The sequence below is a fragment of the Roseobacter sp. HKCCA0882 genome (genome assembly GCF_037805225.1).
GTDB lineage: Bacteria > Pseudomonadota > Alphaproteobacteria > Rhodobacterales > Rhodobacteraceae > M30B80.
Window position 1 is genome coordinate 383,151 of record NZ_JBBLYI010000001.1, and the last position, 17,342, is coordinate 400,492.

The window sequence follows — 17,342 nt, forward strand, 5'->3', positions numbered from 1 at the left end:
GGCTCCTAAAGTTTGAAACAAAGGAATTGCCCCATGAGCAATCATCCACTGACACAGAAAATGAAAGAAAAACTCGAACAGGTTTCTGTTGCTACATTGGCAACCGCACTTTTCAAGCGTGGTTTGCGCCACCAAACCATCCAGGATGTGCGGCCTCTATCGCCAAAAGGTAAGAATATGGTAGGCCCTGCCTTCACATTGCGCTTTATACCTGCGCGAGAAGACCGCAATCAGCTGGCTGAGCTTAGTAATCCGGATCACCCGCAGCGAGTCGCTATCGAGACTTGTCCGCTTGGACATGTTTTGGTGATAGACAGCAGGAAATCGGCGCTTGCCGCTAGTGCTGGAGACATTTTGATTACTCGTTTGATGATGCGCGGCGGTGCTGGTGTGGTGACTGACGGCGGTTTGCGTGATGCTATGAATATCTCCGAACTCGATATACCGGCCTATCATAACCGCCCCTCTTCACCTACGAGCCTGGTGACGAACGAGGCAATAGCGATAAACGAACCTATTGGTTGTGGCGATGCACCGGTCTTTCCCGGTGATATTGTGGTCGGCGACGATGACAGTGTCATAGTTATTCCAGCCCATCTGGCTGAGGAAGTCGCAGACGAAGCCGTTGAGATGACGGCGTACGAAGATTTTGTAATTGAGCAAGTACAAAATGGTGCCACGATTATTGGTCTGTATCCCGCAACCAAGGGAGAAAATATCGATAAATTTGCCAAATGGCGTAAGGCAAATAATCGTTAAATGAGTAAAAATAGCGTTAGTTAGAGATCGCAACTCGAATAGCTTACAAAAGGAGCTTCAAGTCACGCACTTTAAATTTATTGGCAGACCATTTGCCTTGTGGTTTGGTGAGATTGCTATTTACGAATTTTATGACGGAGACCCAAAATGACTGGGCCTGAGAATGTAAAACTGATTATATTTGATTGTTTTGGAACAGTTGTTGATTGGCGTGGAAGCATTATTGAGGACTTGTCTAAGTGGGGCGAACAAAAAGGCCTATCAATTGACTGGGCGCTGTTAGCAGATCTTTGGCGCGGCAGCTACGAGCCGCAAATGGGGCGCGTAAGATCAGGGGAAATTCCTTGGACTAATTTGGATGACTTACATTTTGAAAGTCTTCAGGCTGTGCTATCAGAACTACACGCACCTGAGCTTGGTCAGCTAGATTTAATGCATATTAACCGTGTTTGGCACCGTTTAAATCCTTGGCCAGACGCAGTTGAGGGGCTGGAACGCTTGAAGCGTAAGTTTGTGATTGGCCCATTATCTAATGCTAATGTTTCTCTTCTGGTTAACATGGCCAAATTTGCGAATTTGCCTTGGGATCATGCCTTTTCTTGCGAGTTATACCAGCATTATAAACCTGATCCTGAGACATACTTGGGAGTGTGTCAGATGATGTATCTGGATCCTGAAGAGGTGATGTTATGTGCTGCGCATAATTATGACCTTGTTGCCGCACGTGAATGTGGACTGCGGACGGCATTCATCCCAAGGTCTACCGAGTATGGTCCCGGGCAGAAGACTGATCTCACTGCCGAGCAAGAGTGGGATGTCATTGCGTCTGACTTAATTGAGTTTGCAACTGAGATGGGCGCCTAGAAATATAAGGCTCAATTAAACTTTAATTGAAACTTGTATGCGCTGCCATCTTGTATGAAGGTGGCTCAAGTATTCCGCTCGCAAAGGTACAAATATGAAGAATGCAGTAGTTATCGGTGGTACGGGCGGGATAGGCGCCGGTATTGCGCGCGTGCTATTGCGAGAGGGTTGGCATGTATTGGCCACAGGTCTTGATGAGCGCGAGATCGATGCTTTCTCAATTGCTGTGCCCAGCGCGGAAACCGCTGTACTAGATGTCACCGACCAAGGTCAGGTTACTGAATTTTTTAACCGGTTTGAAACTCTGGATGCCCTTGTTAATTGTGCCGGCGTTTTGTTTCGTGGTGCGGAATACGAAATGGATGTTTTCACCAAGGTCATCGAGATCAACCTCACTGGTACAATGCGTACATGTCTAGCAGCTCATGAATTGCTCGCCAGATCTAAAGGTGCGATTGTTAATACTGCCTCGATGCTCAGTACATTTGGCGGACCACTTGTGCCAGCCTATTCAGCCTCAAAAGGCGGCGTTTCCCAGTTAACCAAGGCTTTGGCTGGAAAATGGGCCGCCGATGGAATTCGCGTAAACGCGATTGCACCTGGATGGATTGAAACAGAAATGACAGCTGCCTTGCGCGAAGATCCAGAGCGCAATGGACCAATCTTGGCTCGCACACCAATGGGACGTTGGGGCAAACCTGATGAAATTGGAGAGCTTGTAGCGTGGCTACTATCGCATCGCGCGGGCTTTATAACCGGTGCTATCTACCCTGTAGATGGCGGATACAGTGCAATGTGAGATAATATGCCCCTACAAAAAACTGACCAAGATCCAATGACCCCATATCAGCTTCCTTTTCCAAAAGATGCCTTGGAAGAGATAGTAGTGCCTAATGCTATTCCAGATGATGAAAGGATCTGGGTTCCGCAGGCTCCCAATGTATGGTTTCGTCCGCTGTGTTTGAATCGTTCTCAGGGTTATTGGATGAACCTTCTGAAGGTGAAAAAATCAGGTGTTCTATCGCGCCATCGACACCCTCAAGCAGTACATGGTTGGGTTCTTAAAGGACGGTGGTATTACCTTGAGCACGATTGGGAGGCGACCGAGGGCTCGTATGTGTATGAACCTCCTGGTGAAACTCACACTTTGGTGGTTCCCGAAGGGGTCGAAGAAATGATCACCTTTTTCCAAGTTAATGGCGTCATGTGCTATGTCGATCCTTATGGCGAGGTTTTGGGCTATGAGGATGTCTTTACCAAGATTGATCTGTGCCGCGCGCATTACGAACGCGTCGGGCTTGGCGCAGATTACGTTGACCAATTCATCAGATGACAGATCATGCGCCATCCCCGAATGCTGCGGAAGCTGGCTTTTGGGATGCGGTCTATCACGATCGGGCGGTTGATCAGCTTGGCTGGTATCAAGCAGATTACACCCACGTCCTTGCCCAAATCGCGGCGCTCAAGCTTGGGCCTGACGCGCCCATTCTAGATGCAGGGGCAGGGCGGTCAGGTTTGGTGCGTGGCTTGACGCTTGCAGGCTATCGCGATGTCACAGCCATCGATATTTCGGCCCATGCCATGACCCAAAGCACGGCGGCCTGTCGTGATCTTGACCATCCGCCGCGCTTCATTTGTGCGGATTTGCGCAACTGGCAACCGCCCCGCCACTATCACCTTTGGCATGATCGCGCGGTGTTTCATTTCTTAACCGACCCTGACGCGCAGGCGGCCTATGTGCAGATGATGGCCCGCGCTGTGATTCCCAAGGGTCATGTGATCTTGTCGGTGTTTCACCAAGATGGCCCTGAGCGATGCAGCGGCCTGCCTGTGCAGCGTTATGATGCCGCCACGCTTGCTGCGCGGCTGGGGTCAGATTTCACCCTGCGCGCGGCGGAGACAGCCACGCATCACACGCCAAGCGGTGTTGCGCAGCTTTTCCTTAGGGCGCATTTTGTGCGGGCGGCAGGGGTGTCGGGGCAGAGCCCTCAACCCGCAATTTAACGCGCCCGCCTACCATCACGCTTTGCCCGAATTCCAAGACTGCGCCAGATTTTGCGCAGATGTTAATCGCGGTGATTTCTAACAGGGCCGCGCCATGGCGAATGCCCAATTGATGTGCCTGCAATTTTGTGGCCGCGCGCGCGTCAATTTGCGTGTCGCGGCGCAGGTAATCGTCAAACCCATCCGCCGCAAAGGCCGCTGTAATCGAAGGGTCGCGTGTAAGATTGTCCAATAAATTCGGCAGCCTTGCGGCAGGAAAGCAAGATGAAAACAGCGACAGAGCCACCCCATCGGCATAGGATAGACCCTCTGCGTGATGCACCAATTCCCCCTCGCGGATATCGAGCATCTCGGCCTCTTTGGCATCAGCAGGGCGGCTGAACAATGCGGTGTAACGTCTGTCGGGCACACGGCCTGTTGCGCGGATGGCTTGGGAAAACCGTACCCTTGGCCCAATCTGATAAGGGGTCTGGGCTTCGGTTACAAAAACGCCTGCGCCTTGGCGGCTAAGGGCCAGCCCCGCCTCAACCAGACTTGCGATGGCGCGGCGCACCGTATGGCGGTTCACGCCAAAGCGGGCGGCCAATTCCGCCTCTGTGGGCAATTTCGTGCCCGCTGCAAAGCGTCCCAAACGGATATCGGTTTCAAGGTCGTCTCGAATTTCTGTCCAGATCGTGGCTTTGGGCATCTGTCATCAAAATTTCATCAAAAGCCGCTTGTGAGGGGGCAGGGTTGAGCGTAAAGTTTGTCTAGTTGTATATTTTATCGGATAACTTCGCAAGATGTCGAATTTAGGCGAACACATCGAACGGCAAGCATGGCTGTCCACCATGGCACAGGCCTCCGCAGATCGCTTGATCGCGCTGTGTCAATCCGCAGGCGTTGAGGTGCCGCATAGCGTTTTGCGTGCGCCTGAAATTGGCACGGTCATGGTGCGTGGGCGCGCAGGCGCGGTGGGCGCTGCGTTTAATCTCGGTGAAATGACTGTCACCCGCGCCTCGGTGCGCCTCACCGAGAGCGGTGCGGTCGGGCATGGATATGTGCAGGGCCGCAGTCATGAGGCCGCAACCTATGCCGCGCTTGTCGATGCGCTGTGTCAGACAGATCAAGGGTCGGCTTTGATCGCCTCCGTGATCACCCCTTTGCGCGCGGAAAAAGCAGCGCGTGAGGGCGCGCGGGCGGAGCGCGCGGCGGGCACAAAGGTTGAATTTTTCACCATGGTTCGGGGGGAATGAGTATGGCAATGTCTGAGCCAAATGTGACCGATGCAATGGGGGGCGGATTCGCCAATCCCCCGCGCGATGCGGCAATTGCCTTTCGCGCGGCCTTGGATGTGATGGCCCGTCCTGGGGTGATCCGCGAGATTTCAGGTGGGCATCCGCCGCTGCCCTTATCCCCTGCGGCGGGCAGTTTGCTGCTGGTTCTTTGTGATCCTGAAACACGGGTTTACCTTTCCCCGTCTTGCGACACAGACGCCATTCGCGCATGGCTGCGCTTTCATACGGGCGCGCCTTTGGTTGCTGCGGATGAGGCAGATTTTGCCATTGGCCCATGGGATGAGCTTTGCGTTGATCTCGGCAAAATGCGTCAAGGTGTGCAAGATTACCCTGACCGCTCTGTCACATTGATCGTTGAGATGGATCATCTCGCGGCGGAGGGGGTGCGCTTGACCGGGCCAGGCATTCAGGCGGAGGCCTATCTCAATCTGCCCGAGACTGCGGCTTTTGTCGTCAATGCGCGCCGCTTCCCGCTTGGTTTTGATACGTTCTTCACGTCAGGCAGCCAAATAGCGGCCCTGCCGCGATCCACCCGTATTGAGGGGGCTTCCTAATGTATGTTGCGGTAAAGGGGGGCGAGCGGGCGATTGACGCCGCCCATGAATGGCTGGCCGATGAGCGGCGCGGCGCAACCGATGTGGCGGAACTGAGCATCTCGCAAATTCGCGAACAGCTTAGCTTGGCTGTCAATCGGGTCATGGCCGAAGGTTCGCTATACGATCCTGATTTGGCAGCTCTGGCGATCAAGCAGGCGCGCGGCGATATGATTGAGGCGATTTTTCTGATCCGCGCCTATCGCACCACCTTGCCCCGTTTTGGGGTTAGCGCCCCGATTGATACTGGCGTGATGCGCTGTGATCGGCGCATTTCGGCCACCTTTAAGGATCTGCCAGGCGGGCAGATCTTGGGGCCAACCTTTGACTATACCCACCGTCTGTTGGATTTCGCGTTGATGGCAGATGGGGCGGTCCCGTCCGAGGATGAGGGGGGCGCCCCAGTGGATGCCGCACCTTTGCCGCATGTCACCGAATTTCTGGATCGCGAGGGTCTATTGCAGCCCGAGCCTGAGGATAACACGCCCCCGCGTGATCTGACGCGCGAGCCCTTGGATTTCCCTGCGGATCGTCCGCTGAAACTTCAGGCCTTGGCGCGTGGCGATGAGGGGTTTGTTCTCTCCATGGCTTATTCCACGCAACGGGGCTATGCGCGCAACCACCCGTTCGTGGGCGAATTGCGGATCGGGCGCGTGGCTGTGTCGATGGATATTCCCGAATTGGGCTGTGCCATTGATCTGGGCGAGATCACGGTCAGCGAATGTGAAACCGTGAACCAATTCACAGGCAGCAAGACCGAGCCGCCGCAATTCACCCGCGGTTACGGTTTGGTCTTTGGGCAATCCGAACGCAAAGCGATTTCCATGGCCCTCGTGGATCGCGCCTTGCGATGGGAGGAATTGGGTGAGGATAATGTGGGCGCGCCCGCGCAAGACGCAGAGTTTGTCCTGTCCCATTCCGATAATGTGCAAGCAACTGGGTTTCTCGAACATATCAAATTGCCCCATTATGTGGATTTCCAATCTGAATTGGAGCTGATCCGCCGCCTGCGCGCCGAGGCGATGATGGCATCTACAGGCCCACGGGAGGCTGCAGAATGAGCTATAATTTTGCCTATCTCGATGAACAGACCAAGCGGATGATCCGCCGCGCTATTCTGAAGGGGGTGGCCATTCCAGGCTATCAGGTGCCCTTCGCAAGTCGCGAAATGCCAATGCCCTATGGGTGGGGCACGGGCGGCGTGCAGGTTTCTGCCGCCTGCTTGACCCCTGATGATGTGTTCAAAGTCATCGACCAAGGTGCGGATGACACGACCAATGCCGTTTCAATCCGCCGCTTTTTCGAGAAAACCGCAGGCGTGGCCGTGACCGAGAAAACCACGGAGGCCACTGTCATCCAAACGCGCCACCGCATCCCTGAAACGCCGCTCAGTGCGGATCAGATTTTGGTCTATCAAGTGCCAATCCCCGAGCCGCTGCGTTTCCTAGAGCCGCGTGAAACCGAAACGCGCAAGATGCATGGGCTTGAGGAATATGGCCTGATGCATGTCAAGCTCTACGAGGACATTGCGCGCCATGGCGAGATTGCGACCGCCTATGCCTATCCCGTGAAGGTGGAAGAGCGCTATGTGATGGATCCGTCTCCAATCCCGAAATTCGACAATCCCAAATTGGAAAGCCCTGCCTTGCAATTGTTTGGGGCGGGACGTGAGCAAAGGATTTATGCCCTGCCACCCTATACCAAGGTCGTGAGTCTCGATTTTGAAGATTACCCCTTTGATCCGTCAAAAGCGGCACATCCTTGTGCGCTATGTGGGGCTGAAGACAGTTATTTAGATGAGGTGATCGTGGATGATGCGGGCGGGCGGATGTTTGTCTGTTCCGACACAGATTACTGCGCCAGCCGCCGCGAGACAGGAGAGGCCGCATGACCCCGCTTTTGCAAGTGCGCAATATTGAGAAACGATACGGCACGCGGATTGGCTGTGCAGATGTCTCGTTTGATCTTTATCCAGGCGAAGTCTTGGGGATTGTGGGCGAGTCTGGGTCAGGTAAGTCTACGCTGCTCAATTGCCTAGCGGGACATCTGAGCCCTGATCAGGGGGAAGTGATTTTTGACACCCGTGCCGATGGCCCCCGTGATGTCCGTCAGATGCCTGAGGCCGAGCGGCGGATGCTGTCGCGCACCGATTGGGCCTTTGTGCATCAAAATCCGCGTGATGGATTGCGGATGCGGGTATCCGCAGGCGGTAATGTCGGCGAGCGGTTGATGGCGGTCGGCGCGCGTCATTATGGCGATATTCGCCAGACCGCAGGTGACTGGCTGAGCAAGGTTGAAATCGACACCGCCCGTATGGATGATCGCCCTTCGGCCTTTTCGGGTGGGATGCAGCAGCGCCTGCAAATCGCGCGCAATTTGGTGACGGGCCCGCGCCTTGTTTTCATGGACGAACCCACGGGCGGCTTGGACGTTAGCGTGCAGGCACGGCTGTTGGATTTGCTGCGCGGTCTTGTCCGCCGTATGGGATTGTCGGCCATTATCGTCACCCATGATTTGGCGGTCGTGCGTCTTTTGGCAGATCGGCTGATGGTGATGAAATCGGGCCATGTTGTGGAAACAGGTTTGACCGATCAGGTCTTGGATGATCCGCAACATGCCTATACGCAGCTTTTGGTATCTTCGGTTTTGCAGGTGTGAGGGATGACGATGATCACAGTCACAGATTTGGGGAAATCTTTTACCCTGCACAATCAAAACAGCGCGGTGATCCCCGTGCTAGAGGGCGCGAATTTTTCCGTGGCGGCGGGCGAATGTGTCGCCCTGACAGGGGAAAGCGGGGCAGGGAAATCTACTGTCATGCGCATCCTTTACGGAAATTATCTGGCGCAAGCGGGGCGTGTGGTGGTGAACGGGTTGGACATCACCACCGCCACCCCGCGCGAGATTTTGACCCTACGGCGCGAGGTTTTAGGGTATGTCAGCCAGTTCTTGCGCGTGGTGCCGCGCGTGCCCACCCTAGAGGTTGTGGCAGAACCGCTCTTGTCTCTTGGTGTGGCTGAGGACGAAGCGCAGGCGCGGGCCGCAGATTTGCTGACGCGGTTGCGCATCCCCGAACGGCTTTGGCCGTTATCGCCCACGACATTCTCGGGCGGTGAACAGCAACGCGTCAACATCGCGCGCGGATTTGCACATCGCTATCCTGTTTTGCTGTTGGATGAGCCAACCGCCAGCCTTGATGCCCAGAACCGCGAGACGGTGCTATCGCTGATCGAAGAGGCGAAGGCAGAAGGGGCTGCGATAGTTGGAATTTTCCATGACCTTGAAGCGCGCGAGCGGGTGGCGGATCGCGCCATTGATGTCAGCGTCTTTACCCCAAGGAAGATCGCATGAAGACAGGCCGCATCATTGCGGTTGTTGGCCCCTCGGGGGTGGGCAAAGACAGCGTGATGGCAGGGCTGATGGCCCGCCATCCAGATTTGCGCGCGGCCAAACGCGTGATCACCCGCCCCAGTGATGCGGGGGGTGAGGCCTTTGATGGGGTCAGCGCAGATGAATTTGCGCGTCTCAACGGGCAGGGGGCCTTTGCCTTGTCATGGCAGGCGCATGGCCTCTCTTATGGTATTCCCGCTGAGGTGGCCGATTGGATTGCCGCAGGTCATGATGTCCTTGCAAACCTGTCTCGCAATGTGTTGAGCGAGGCTGCGTTGCGATTTGCGCATGTAGTGGTTCTGTCCATCACCGCAAGTCCTGCGGTTTTGGCCACGCGTCTTGCCGCGCGCGGGCGCGAGGATGCACAGGATATCGCCGCGCGTCTGGCGCGACAGGTTCCTTTGCCCGAAGGCCTGAATATCGTGGAAATTGACAATAGCGGCACGATAGGGGTCGCCATCGCCGCCGCTGAGGCAGGCTTATTCAAAGGATAGACCAATCATGAGCAGCGAATTGATTTTCGGCAATGCGCAGATCGTTACTGTGGATCGGGTCTTTGCAGGCAGTGTGATTGTGCAAGATGGGGTCATTGCGGATATCCGCGAAGGCGGCACCTTGCCGCGTGGCGCGATTGATTGCGAGGGCGATTATCTGACGCCCGGTCTGGTTGAATTGCACACTGACAATCTTGAGCGGCACATGCAGCCGCGCCCGTCAGTTGATTGGCCCCATGATGCGGCCATTATCGCCCATGATGCCGAACTGGCAGGGGCAGGGATCACGACAGTTTTCGATGCCATGCGCATTGGGTCGATTAATTCGGGCAAAACCCGTTACGAACGCTATGCCCGTCCTTTGGCCAGCGAGATGTTGGCCCTGCGCGATCAAGGGATGCTGAAGATCAGCCATTTTCTACACTTGCGCGCCGAAATCTGTTCCGAAACCTTGGCGGAAGAATTGGCCGAATTTGGCCCAGCAGACCGCGTAGGTTTGGTGAGCCTGATGGATCACACACCAGGGCAACGGCAATTCCGTGATCTGTCCAAGCTCAAAGCCTATGTGATGGGCAAGAACAATCTCAGCGAGGATGAATGGTTAGACCATATCGCACAGCTGACAGATATGCGTGCGCGATTTGGGGATATGCACGAACAGGCCGCAGTGGATCACGCCCGCCGCTATGGCGCGCTTTTGGCAAGCCATGATGATACCACCGCGGATCATGTCGCGAAATCGGCAGGCTACGGGATCAAATTGGCCGAATTCCCGACCACGCGCGAGGCGGCCGAGGCCTGCCATAGGCATGGCATCGCGGTTATGATGGGCGCGCCCAATTTGATCCGTGGCGGGTCACATTCGGGCAATGTTTCGGCTGCCGAACTGGCCGAAGCGGGCCTGTTGGATATCATCTCCTCCGATTATGTCCCTGCCGCGCTTTTGCTGTCGGCTTATCGCTTGGGGCAAATGTGGAATGATCTGCCGCGCGCCATGGCCACAGTGACGGCCAACCCTGCTAAGGCCGCGGGTTTGCAGGATCGTGGCCGCATCGAACAAGGCTTGCGCGGTGACGTTTTGCGCCTGTCTGTTGCGGGCGGCACACCGCGTTTGCGCGGGGTTTGGTCGCGCGGCCTGCGCGTTGCCTGACCGATGATATTTTTACGAAACGGTAACAATTCGGTCACATAACTGAATCACTGCACGGCGATACGGCCCTCAAGATTTTGGAAGGGGGCCTTATGCTCGAAGTGCGCAACGTAACCCGGGTTTTTGGCAGCAAAATTGCCGTTGACCGCGTTAGCTTTTCTATCGACCGACCTGCCTTTGTCGGGATCATTGGCCGCTCTGGGGCGGGCAAGTCCACCTTTCTTCGGATGATGAACCGCCTGACCGATGCCACGGATGGCGAAATTCTGGTTGATGGCACCAATGTGCTTGCCTATCGCGGCGCGGAGGCGCGCGCATGGCAAAGCCGCTGCGCCATGATCTTTCAGCAGTTTAATCTTGTGCCACGCCTCGATGTTGTCTCGAATGTATTGCATGGGAAATTGAACCACGCTTCGACCTTGGCCACGATGTTTAATCTTTGGTCAAAGGCCGATATTTCCCGCGCGATTGATATTCTTGATCGTCTGGGCATTGCCGAACAAGCACCCAAACGGGCTGAGGCGTTGTCCGGTGGTCAACAGCAACGGGTCGCCATCGCCCGCGCCTTGATGCAAGATCCCCAGATCATTCTGGCCGATGAGCCAATCGCCAGCCTTGATCCCATGAATGCCCAAATCGTGATGGATACGCTCAAGCGGATCAACACAGAAGACGGGCGCATGGTAATTGCGAACCTGCACACATTGGATACGGCGCGCCAATATTGTGACCGCGTGATCGGAATGCGGGACGGGCGCATCGTGTTCGATGGCACTCCTGCGCAACTGACCACGGGTGTCGCGCGCGACATCTATGGCGCGGATGAAACATTCAACGAATTCGCTACCTCTACCAAGATTTCGGGTGCTGAGGCGGTGGCGGAAAAGCGGGTCAAACATCCCGCGATACAAGGCCTGATGTAGGGCCAAAACCCCAGTCCATCTGTTCGGACATCTCATCTCACGGAGACTTCTCATGAAGAAACTGGCAACCCTCCTAGCAGTGACAACAGCCCTTGCTGGGCCTGCGGCGGCGCAAGAAATCACAGAATTCAATATCGGCCTTTTGGGCGGTGAAAACGCGCAAGACCGTTTGGCAAATAACGAATGCTTCCGCGCCTATGTTGAAGAGGCCCTTGGCGTTCCAACCCGTTTGTTCACCCCTGCAGATTACAACGGCGTGATCCAAGGCTTGCTTGGCGGCACGCTTGATTTCGCATGGTTGGGCGCGTCTTCCTATGCCGCGACCTATATCGCAGATGAAAACGCGGTCGAGCCTGTCTTGGTTAAGACCAATTTGGATGGCTCTTTCTCGTATCATTCCATCGGCTTTGCCCGCGTTGACAGCGGCATTGCCGATTTGGCCAATCTTGAAGGCAAAACCTTTGGCTTTGGTGATCCAAACTCGACCTCTGGTTTCTTGATCCCTTCGGTTGAGATCCCACAGTTGGGTTACTCGATGGAGCCAGGCGATTTCTTTGGTGATGTTGTATTCACAGGCGGTCACGAGCAGACAATCATCGCCGTAAACAATGGCGATATTGATGCAGGCGTGACTTGGGCCGATGGTTTGGGCAACTGGGAAGACGGCTACAACTCGGGCGCATTGCGCCGCGCGGTTGATGCAGGTCTGGTTGATATGAACGACTTGGTTGAAATCTGGCGCTCTAAGCCAATTCCAGAAGGCCCTGTCGTTCTGCGTCAATCGCTGCCTGACGATGTAAAGGCGACTGTAACCGAACTTTTGGCCAATCTGCACGAAACAGATGAGGCCTGCGCTTATGGCGTGGCGGCAGGTGAAACCGCAGGTTTCGCACCCATCAGCCACGAAGCCTATGAGACCATCATCGCTGTGCGTTTGGCACAAGGTAACTAAGCCCTTGTTGCAAACTGGTGCATGACATTGGGGGGTGCGCAGATTTGCGCGCCCCCATCTTCAAGAAAGGTTGACCATGACCGATATCACCTCATCCCAGATCGATCGGGAAAGACGTGAAACAGTGCGCGAAGATTATCTGCAGATGACGCAGCGCCGCCGTCTCTATTCAGGTCTGCTCATTTTGATCTTTGCGGTGATGTTGATCTCTGGCTTCTCTATTGCAGAAGATCGCAATGCAGGTGGTTTCTTGGAAGGCCTACATCGCCTTTTTGATTTCCCTGCTGATCTGATTTCTGAGGCGATTGAAAAAGCAGCAAAACTGCCTGGCCATATGGTGGATGCACTGCCTGCTTTGATTGAGACGCTTAACATTGCGGCGGTCGCGACTTTGCTTGGCTGCGCGGGTGGGGTGGTGTTCTCGCTCTTGGGCACGCGCGGGCTGGCCTATTGGCCGCGTCTGATCCCGTTCTTTCGCCGTATCACCGACATCTTGCGCGCGATCCCTGAGGTTGTGGTGGCATTGGTGCTGATTTTCATCATGGGCGGTGGCCCTGTGCCTGCAATGATTGCCATCGCGCTGCATACGATGGGTGCCATGGGCAAATTGTTTTCTGAGGTGACTGAAAACACGGACATGAAACCTGTCGAAGGGTTGCAGTCTGTCGGTGCAAATTGGGGTCAACGGATTTGGTTAGGTGTCATCCCACAGGTTTTGCCCAATTACCTCAGCTATGGGTTGCTGCGCTTTGAGATCAATATCCGCGCGTCAGCCATCCTTGGTTTTGTGGGCGCGGGTGGCATTGGCTACGAGCTGAAAAACGCGCTGACGTTTGGGCAGGGCAAGTTCGATGAGGCCGCCGCCGTTTTCGTGATCCTGTTTTTGACCATTGTCGCGGTTGATCAGCTCTCAAGCAGCCTGCGCAATTATTTGACCAAGGGGACGTTCTGATATGGTCATGGCTACCCAAGATGTTGCGGCTTTGCGTGCCTCCGAAATCCGCCGCATTGGGCGCAAGAAACTATTTGGTTTTGCGATCCCAGCGGTGATCTTTGCCTATGCGGTCTATGTCTTTTTTGCCTTTGACATTCTGGGTCTGGCCGAACGGGCGCGGATGGATAACGCGGCGGTGTTGGTGTCGGATGCGGTCAGCTATAAAACCCATGTCACGCGCGATAATCGCTCAGGCGAGATCACGGTCGCCATTGAAGGTTCACGCCGTGCCACCTATGCGCCTGATCAAATCCCCGCTTGGGCCGAAGTGGCAAGCCACACAGCCGAAATCGAACTGCGCCATGGGCATCGCGTGACCTATGCTGGGCCGCTGATCACCTATCACTATCCTGAATTTGGCGACATTGTCATTGATACCGCAAATGGGGTTGATTTGCGCCTATCCGCCGAGGCGGTTCCTGATTTCATCAATGCCTCTGGCAATCGCGTCTCGATTGCGACCGAAGGTGGGCGGCTGTCTGTCACCCGCAACCGCACCGAAACCATGCGCTATTTCGCGGGATGGGAGATGTTCTTTTTCGATCTGGCCAGCCCCTATTCAGGCATGAGCGCGGGCGAGGTTTTCGCGACCATCACCCGCGGCGCGCAAATTGACCCCGCGCATTCCAATTTTGGTCTGATGCTATCGAATGTCTGGAACAATTCAATCTGGCGGCATGGGGATGTTTTTTGGGCTTTGGGGGAAACGATCCTGATGGCCTTTCTGGGCACATTTGGCGCGGCAATGATTGCGCTGCCTTTGGCGTTTTTTGCGGCAACAAATTTCGCTCCGTCCAAAGCGGTGCGGTTTGTCATCCGCCGCCTGTTTGATTTTGTGCGTGGCTTGGATGCGCTGATCTTTACCATCATCCTATCGCGGGCCTTTGGGCCAGGGCCGATGACAGGGGCCTTGGCTATTTTGCTGACAGATACGGGCAGCTTTGGCAAACTGTTTTCCGAGGCCCTTGAAAATGTCGATGAAAAGCAGATTGAGGGGCTGGCATCGACAGGCGCGAATGCAGTGCAGCGCAATCGTTTCGGCGTCTTGCCGCAGGTCATGCCCATTTTGCTCAGTCAGGTGTTGTATTTCTTTGAATCGAACACGCGCTCGGCCACGATTGTGGGCGCGATTGTGGGCGGGGGCATCGGTCTATTGCTGACCCAAGCCATCCAGACCACGGCAGATTGGGAAAAGGTCACTTATTATATAACCTTGATCGTGCTGATGGTGGTTGCAATGGATGCGGTTTCTGGTCGTATACGGGCGCGCCTGATCAAAGGCGATGGCTCAGGCAAGTGATAGGCCAACATGAGTGACGCAAAAAAACTGACAGCCGATACGCCCCTGATCCATCAAGGCTGCGAAATCGCCAATTCTACCTTCGGGGCTTATTGCGAGGTGGGGGCGTTCTCGCGCGTTCTGAACTCGGCTTTCGGGGCCTACGCCTATTGTGACCGTATGGCCGATATTGCCAATGCCGATATCGGCAAATTTTCGAACATTGCTGCGATGACACGGATCGGGCCAACCGATCACCCGATGCGCAATGCGGCGCAACATCATTTCCTCTATCGCTCTGAGCTCTATTTCGATGACGCGTCAGACGATGCTGCATTTTTTGCCGCGCGTGCGGCGCGCCGTCTTAGCCTTGGGGCCGATTGTTGGATCGGTCATGGTGCGATTATCAAACCCGAAATCCGCGTGGGCATCGGCGCGATTGTTGCCGCAGGCGCTGTGGTGACCAAGGATGTGCCAGATTTTATGATTGTGGCAGGCACGCCCGCAAAGCCCTTGCGCATGCGCTTTGCCGATGAGGTCGCGCAAGATCTCATGGATTTGGCGTGGTGGGACTGGGATCATGCCCGTCTGCGCCGCGCATTACCTGATTTCCGCGCAATGCCTGCGGCGGAATTTGTTGCCAAATATCGCGGGCCGCGTCCCTGATTTCATTTCTGCGCGCATTAAGTCGCGCCACGCGGGGCTTGTTTGATGAGCCGTGCCGCTTTATCCCACTTTCACAGATTGAGGATAAACGCGACCATGACCACCCAAACCGATGCCGCTAAGGCAGCACCGCCTGCAAAGGCCGCCAATGCCACGGAGGAGCGTGCGCGCTCCAAAAAGATTGGATCGCTGCGTGCGCTTGTGCCCTTTCTCGTGCCGTATCGTGTCTGGATCATCGGGGCGGGTTTGGCGCTTGTGACCACGGCGCTTGTGGCGCTGATTATGCCCTTGGCCGTGCGCCGTGTCGTAGATGGGTTTGAGACAAACACCGCCGCCCTCTTGGACAGCTATTTTCTTGCTGCCTTGGGGATCGCGGGCCTTTTAGCCCTAGGCACGGGCGCGCGTTATTACCTTGTGACACGATTGGGTGAGCGTGTGATTGCCGATATTCGCAAGGCAGTGTTTTTCCGCATGATCTCGATGAGCCCAAGTTTTTATGAGAAGGTCATGACGGGTGAGGTGCTTAGCCGTATCACCACGGACACTACGCTTTTGCTCAGTGTGATTTCTTCTTCGGTGTCTGTAGCCCTTCGCAATGCGCTGATTTTAATGGGCGGCTTGGTGATGATGGTTGTCACATCGCCCAAGCTGACGGGGATGGTTTTGTTGCTTGTGCCTGCGATTATCGTCCCGATTGTGGTTTTGGGGCGCAAGCTGCGCGTGTTGTCGCGTGAAAACCAAGATTGGATTGCGCAAAGTTCTGGCGCAGCATCTGAGGCGCTTTTGGCCGCTCAAACTGTGCAGGCCTTTACTCATGAGCGAGCCTCTTCCAATGATTTTTCCAACGTTACAGAGGCCAGTTTCAACAGTGCCAAGCGCCGCATTTCAACCCGTGCCTTTATGACAGTGATTGTGATCTTCCTAGTTTTTGCGGGGATTGTGGGGGTACTTTGGGTGGGAGCGCGGGATGTTCGCGCAGACGCAATGAGCATCGGCGCGCTGATCCAGTTTTTGATCTATGCAATTATGGTCGCAGGCGCGGTGGGTGCGCTGTCTGAGATTTGGGGCGAATTGCAGCGCGCCGCTGGTGCGACCGAGCGGTTGGTAGAACTTGTCTACGCTGAGGACGCAGTCACCGACCCAGTCCGCCCTGTGTCCCTGGCACATGCGGGCAAGGGCGATATCGTGTTTGACGGCGTGGGTTTTGCCTATCCGACCCGCTCAGAAACTGCGGCGCTCAAAGATGTGAGCTTCACCATTAAATCGGGTGAGACAGTGGCGCTTGTCGGGCCATCAGGCGCAGGTAAATCCACGATCTTCCAATTGCTGCAACGCTTCTATGATCCGCAAAAAGGCAAGATCACCCTTGATGGGGTCAATCTGCGCGATATGCGCCGTGAGGGGTTCCGCGCGGCTATGGCGCTGGTGCCGCAAGACCCTGTGATTTTCGCGGCCTCTGCGCGTGACAATATTCGCTTTGGCCGTCCTGACGCCACCGATGCTGAGGTCGAGGCCGCCGCCCGCGCCGCCGCCGCGCATGAGTTCCTTGCGGCTTTGCCCGAAGGCTATGACAGCTATGTGGGCGAGCGGGGGATTATGCTGTCTGGGGGGCAGAAACAGCGTATTGCCATCGCCCGCGCCATTTTGCGCGATGCGCCGATCCTGCTGTTAGACGAAGCGACCAGTGCGCTTGACGCTGAAAGTGAGCGATTGGTGCAGCGCGCGGTTGCAGATCTCAGTGCCGAGCGCACGACCTTGATTGTTGCGCATCGTCTGGCAACGGTGAAAAAGGCCGACCGCATTTTGGTCTTTGATGCGGGGCAGATTGTTGCCGAAGGCAGCCATGATGCGCTTGTCGCGGAAGGCGGACTTTATGCACGTCTGGCACGGTTGCAATTCACCGATGGAATCGCTGCTGAATAATCACAGCGTGCTTGCGAAAACGCGCTTTTCTCTTCATTCTCACGCAAAGCCTGCCGTGCGACCGCGTGCATCGT

The 17,342-nt window shown here is 55.5% G+C and carries 20 protein-coding genes; 19 read left to right on the plus strand and 1 reads right to left on the minus strand.

Annotation, left to right across the window (positions count from 1 at the left end):
• The first annotated feature begins 33 nt into the window (after positions 1 to 33).
• The 5 genes from AAC622_RS01970 to AAC622_RS01990 all read left to right on the plus strand — a co-directional run bounded on the left by AAC622_RS01970 (position 34) and on the right by AAC622_RS01990 (position 3,627).
• Positions 34 to 759 (plus strand): ribonuclease activity regulator RraA, encoded by a 726-nt coding sequence (locus tag AAC622_RS01970; protein ID WP_340260047.1) that lies wholly within the window; start codon positions 34 to 36, stop codon positions 757 to 759.
• Between the two features lie 147 nt (positions 760 to 906).
• Entirely contained in the window at positions 907 to 1,623 is a 717-nt protein-coding gene (locus AAC622_RS01975; RefSeq protein ID WP_340260048.1) for a haloacid dehalogenase type II, read from the plus strand.
• A gap of 94 nt (positions 1,624 to 1,717) precedes the next feature.
• A complete protein-coding gene (locus AAC622_RS01980; RefSeq protein ID WP_340260049.1) occupies positions 1,718 to 2,422 on the plus strand; it encodes an SDR family NAD(P)-dependent oxidoreductase in 705 nt (234 codons plus the stop codon).
• Positions 2,423 to 2,458: 36 nt separating this feature from the next.
• Positions 2,459 to 2,956, plus strand: a complete 498-nt coding sequence (locus tag AAC622_RS01985) for a 2,4'-dihydroxyacetophenone dioxygenase family protein (RefSeq protein ID WP_340256446.1) — start codon at positions 2,459 to 2,461, stop codon at positions 2,954 to 2,956.
• Positions 2,953 to 3,627: a class I SAM-dependent methyltransferase gene (locus AAC622_RS01990; RefSeq protein WP_340254992.1), complete on the plus strand. Its 675-nt coding sequence runs from the start codon at positions 2,953 to 2,955 to the stop codon at positions 3,625 to 3,627. Before AAC622_RS01985 ends, AAC622_RS01990 begins: the two co-directional genes overlap by 4 nt.
• On the opposite strand, the gene phnF is transcribed toward AAC622_RS01990, so the two are convergent.
• The gene (gene phnF / locus AAC622_RS01995; RefSeq protein WP_340260050.1) at positions 3,566 to 4,315 is read right to left on the minus strand and encodes a phosphonate metabolism transcriptional regulator PhnF; all 750 of its coding nucleotides are present in this window, start codon (positions 4,313 to 4,315) and stop codon (positions 3,566 to 3,568) included. The two genes, AAC622_RS01990 and phnF, sit on opposite strands and share 62 nt — an antisense overlap.
• A 94-nt stretch (positions 4,316 to 4,409) precedes the next feature.
• Between phnF and phnG the strand changes: the two genes are divergently transcribed.
• From phnG to AAC622_RS02065, 14 genes are all read left to right on the plus strand, one after another.
• Positions 4,410 to 4,862 (plus strand): phosphonate C-P lyase system protein PhnG, encoded by a 453-nt coding sequence (phnG, locus tag AAC622_RS02000; RefSeq protein ID WP_340260051.1) that lies wholly within the window; start codon positions 4,410 to 4,412, stop codon positions 4,860 to 4,862.
• Between the two features lie 8 nt (positions 4,863 to 4,870).
• Positions 4,871 to 5,458 (plus strand): phosphonate C-P lyase system protein PhnH, encoded by a 588-nt coding sequence (gene phnH / locus AAC622_RS02005; RefSeq protein ID WP_340260052.1) that lies wholly within the window; start codon positions 4,871 to 4,873, stop codon positions 5,456 to 5,458.
• Complete coding sequence (locus AAC622_RS02010) at positions 5,458 to 6,558, plus strand: carbon-phosphorus lyase complex subunit PhnI (RefSeq protein ID WP_340260053.1); 1,101 nt, start codon at positions 5,458 to 5,460, stop codon at positions 6,556 to 6,558. The genes phnH and AAC622_RS02010 overlap by 1 nt, the downstream gene beginning before the upstream one ends.
• Positions 6,555 to 7,388, plus strand: a complete 834-nt coding sequence (locus AAC622_RS02015) for an alpha-D-ribose 1-methylphosphonate 5-phosphate C-P-lyase PhnJ (RefSeq protein ID WP_340255007.1) — start codon at positions 6,555 to 6,557, stop codon at positions 7,386 to 7,388. Before AAC622_RS02010 ends, AAC622_RS02015 begins: the two co-directional genes overlap by 4 nt.
• Positions 7,385 to 8,155, plus strand: coding sequence for a phosphonate C-P lyase system protein PhnK (gene phnK / locus AAC622_RS02020; RefSeq protein ID WP_340260054.1), 771 nt, complete (start codon positions 7,385 to 7,387; stop codon positions 8,153 to 8,155). The genes AAC622_RS02015 and phnK overlap by 4 nt, the downstream gene beginning before the upstream one ends.
• Before the next feature lie 9 nt (positions 8,156 to 8,164).
• Entirely contained in the window at positions 8,165 to 8,848 is a 684-nt protein-coding gene (phnL, locus tag AAC622_RS02025; protein ID WP_340245286.1) for a phosphonate C-P lyase system protein PhnL, read from the plus strand.
• Entirely contained in the window at positions 8,845 to 9,381 is a 537-nt protein-coding gene (gene phnN, locus AAC622_RS02030; RefSeq protein ID WP_340260055.1) for a phosphonate metabolism protein/1,5-bisphosphokinase (PRPP-forming) PhnN, read from the plus strand. The genes phnL and phnN overlap by 4 nt, the downstream gene beginning before the upstream one ends.
• Before the next feature lie 7 nt (positions 9,382 to 9,388).
• The gene (locus AAC622_RS02035) at positions 9,389 to 10,531 is read left to right on the plus strand and encodes an alpha-D-ribose 1-methylphosphonate 5-triphosphate diphosphatase (RefSeq protein ID WP_340260056.1); all 1,143 of its coding nucleotides are present in this window, start codon (positions 9,389 to 9,391) and stop codon (positions 10,529 to 10,531) included.
• 92 nt (positions 10,532 to 10,623) lie between these two features.
• Positions 10,624 to 11,454: a phosphonate ABC transporter ATP-binding protein gene (gene phnC, locus AAC622_RS02040; protein ID WP_340260057.1), complete on the plus strand. Its 831-nt coding sequence runs from the start codon at positions 10,624 to 10,626 to the stop codon at positions 11,452 to 11,454.
• Between the two features lie 52 nt (positions 11,455 to 11,506).
• A complete protein-coding gene (gene phnD, locus AAC622_RS02045; protein ID WP_340255022.1) occupies positions 11,507 to 12,406 on the plus strand; it encodes a phosphonate ABC transporter substrate-binding protein in 900 nt (299 codons plus the stop codon).
• A 76-nt stretch (positions 12,407 to 12,482) separates the two neighbouring features.
• Positions 12,483 to 13,358 (plus strand): phosphonate ABC transporter, permease protein PhnE, encoded by an 876-nt coding sequence (gene phnE, locus AAC622_RS02050; RefSeq protein WP_340260058.1) that lies wholly within the window; start codon positions 12,483 to 12,485, stop codon positions 13,356 to 13,358.
• 7 nt (positions 13,359 to 13,365) lie between these two features.
• Positions 13,366 to 14,700 (plus strand): phosphonate ABC transporter, permease protein PhnE, encoded by a 1,335-nt coding sequence (gene phnE, locus AAC622_RS02055; RefSeq protein ID WP_445322611.1) that lies wholly within the window; start codon positions 13,366 to 13,368, stop codon positions 14,698 to 14,700.
• 9 nt (positions 14,701 to 14,709) lie between these two features.
• Positions 14,710 to 15,345, plus strand: coding sequence for a chloramphenicol acetyltransferase (locus tag AAC622_RS02060; protein ID WP_340260060.1), 636 nt, complete (start codon positions 14,710 to 14,712; stop codon positions 15,343 to 15,345).
• 96 nt (positions 15,346 to 15,441) lie between these two features.
• Positions 15,442 to 17,268 (plus strand): ABC transporter transmembrane domain-containing protein, encoded by a 1,827-nt coding sequence (locus AAC622_RS02065; RefSeq protein ID WP_340260061.1) that lies wholly within the window; start codon positions 15,442 to 15,444, stop codon positions 17,266 to 17,268.
• The last annotated feature ends 74 nt before the right edge of the window (positions 17,269 to 17,342 follow it).

Bases quoted from the DNA above. Each gene is read 5' to 3' on its own strand.
- AAC622_RS01970 (WP_340260047.1), top strand. From the start codon at position 34: ATGAGCAATCATCCACTGACACAGAAAATGAAAGAAAAACTCGAACAG.
- AAC622_RS01975 (WP_340260048.1), top strand. From the start codon at position 907: ATGACTGGGCCTGAGAATGTAAAACTGATTATATTTGATTGTTTTGGA.
- AAC622_RS01980 (WP_340260049.1), top strand. From the start codon at position 1,718: ATGAAGAATGCAGTAGTTATCGGTGGTACGGGCGGGATAGGCGCCGGT.
- AAC622_RS01985 (WP_340256446.1), top strand. From the start codon at position 2,459: ATGACCCCATATCAGCTTCCTTTTCCAAAAGATGCCTTGGAAGAGATA.
- AAC622_RS01990 (WP_340254992.1), top strand. From the start codon at position 2,953: ATGACAGATCATGCGCCATCCCCGAATGCTGCGGAAGCTGGCTTTTGG.
- phnF (WP_340260050.1), bottom strand. From the start codon at position 4,315: ATGCCCAAAGCCACGATCTGGACAGAAATTCGAGACGACCTTGAAACC.
- phnG (WP_340260051.1), top strand. From the start codon at position 4,410: ATGTCGAATTTAGGCGAACACATCGAACGGCAAGCATGGCTGTCCACC.
- phnH (WP_340260052.1), top strand. From the start codon at position 4,871: ATGTCTGAGCCAAATGTGACCGATGCAATGGGGGGCGGATTCGCCAAT.
- AAC622_RS02010 (WP_340260053.1), top strand. From the start codon at position 5,458: ATGTATGTTGCGGTAAAGGGGGGCGAGCGGGCGATTGACGCCGCCCAT.
- AAC622_RS02015 (WP_340255007.1), top strand. From the start codon at position 6,555: ATGAGCTATAATTTTGCCTATCTCGATGAACAGACCAAGCGGATGATC.
- phnK (WP_340260054.1), top strand. From the start codon at position 7,385: ATGACCCCGCTTTTGCAAGTGCGCAATATTGAGAAACGATACGGCACG.
- phnL (WP_340245286.1), top strand. From the start codon at position 8,165: ATGATCACAGTCACAGATTTGGGGAAATCTTTTACCCTGCACAATCAA.
- phnN (WP_340260055.1), top strand. From the start codon at position 8,845: ATGAAGACAGGCCGCATCATTGCGGTTGTTGGCCCCTCGGGGGTGGGC.
- AAC622_RS02035 (WP_340260056.1), top strand. From the start codon at position 9,389: ATGAGCAGCGAATTGATTTTCGGCAATGCGCAGATCGTTACTGTGGAT.
- phnC (WP_340260057.1), top strand. From the start codon at position 10,624: ATGCTCGAAGTGCGCAACGTAACCCGGGTTTTTGGCAGCAAAATTGCC.
- phnD (WP_340255022.1), top strand. From the start codon at position 11,507: ATGAAGAAACTGGCAACCCTCCTAGCAGTGACAACAGCCCTTGCTGGG.
- phnE (WP_340260058.1), top strand. From the start codon at position 12,483: ATGACCGATATCACCTCATCCCAGATCGATCGGGAAAGACGTGAAACA.
- phnE (WP_445322611.1), top strand. From the start codon at position 13,366: ATGGCTACCCAAGATGTTGCGGCTTTGCGTGCCTCCGAAATCCGCCGC.
- AAC622_RS02060 (WP_340260060.1), top strand. From the start codon at position 14,710: ATGAGTGACGCAAAAAAACTGACAGCCGATACGCCCCTGATCCATCAA.
- AAC622_RS02065 (WP_340260061.1), top strand. From the start codon at position 15,442: ATGACCACCCAAACCGATGCCGCTAAGGCAGCACCGCCTGCAAAGGCC.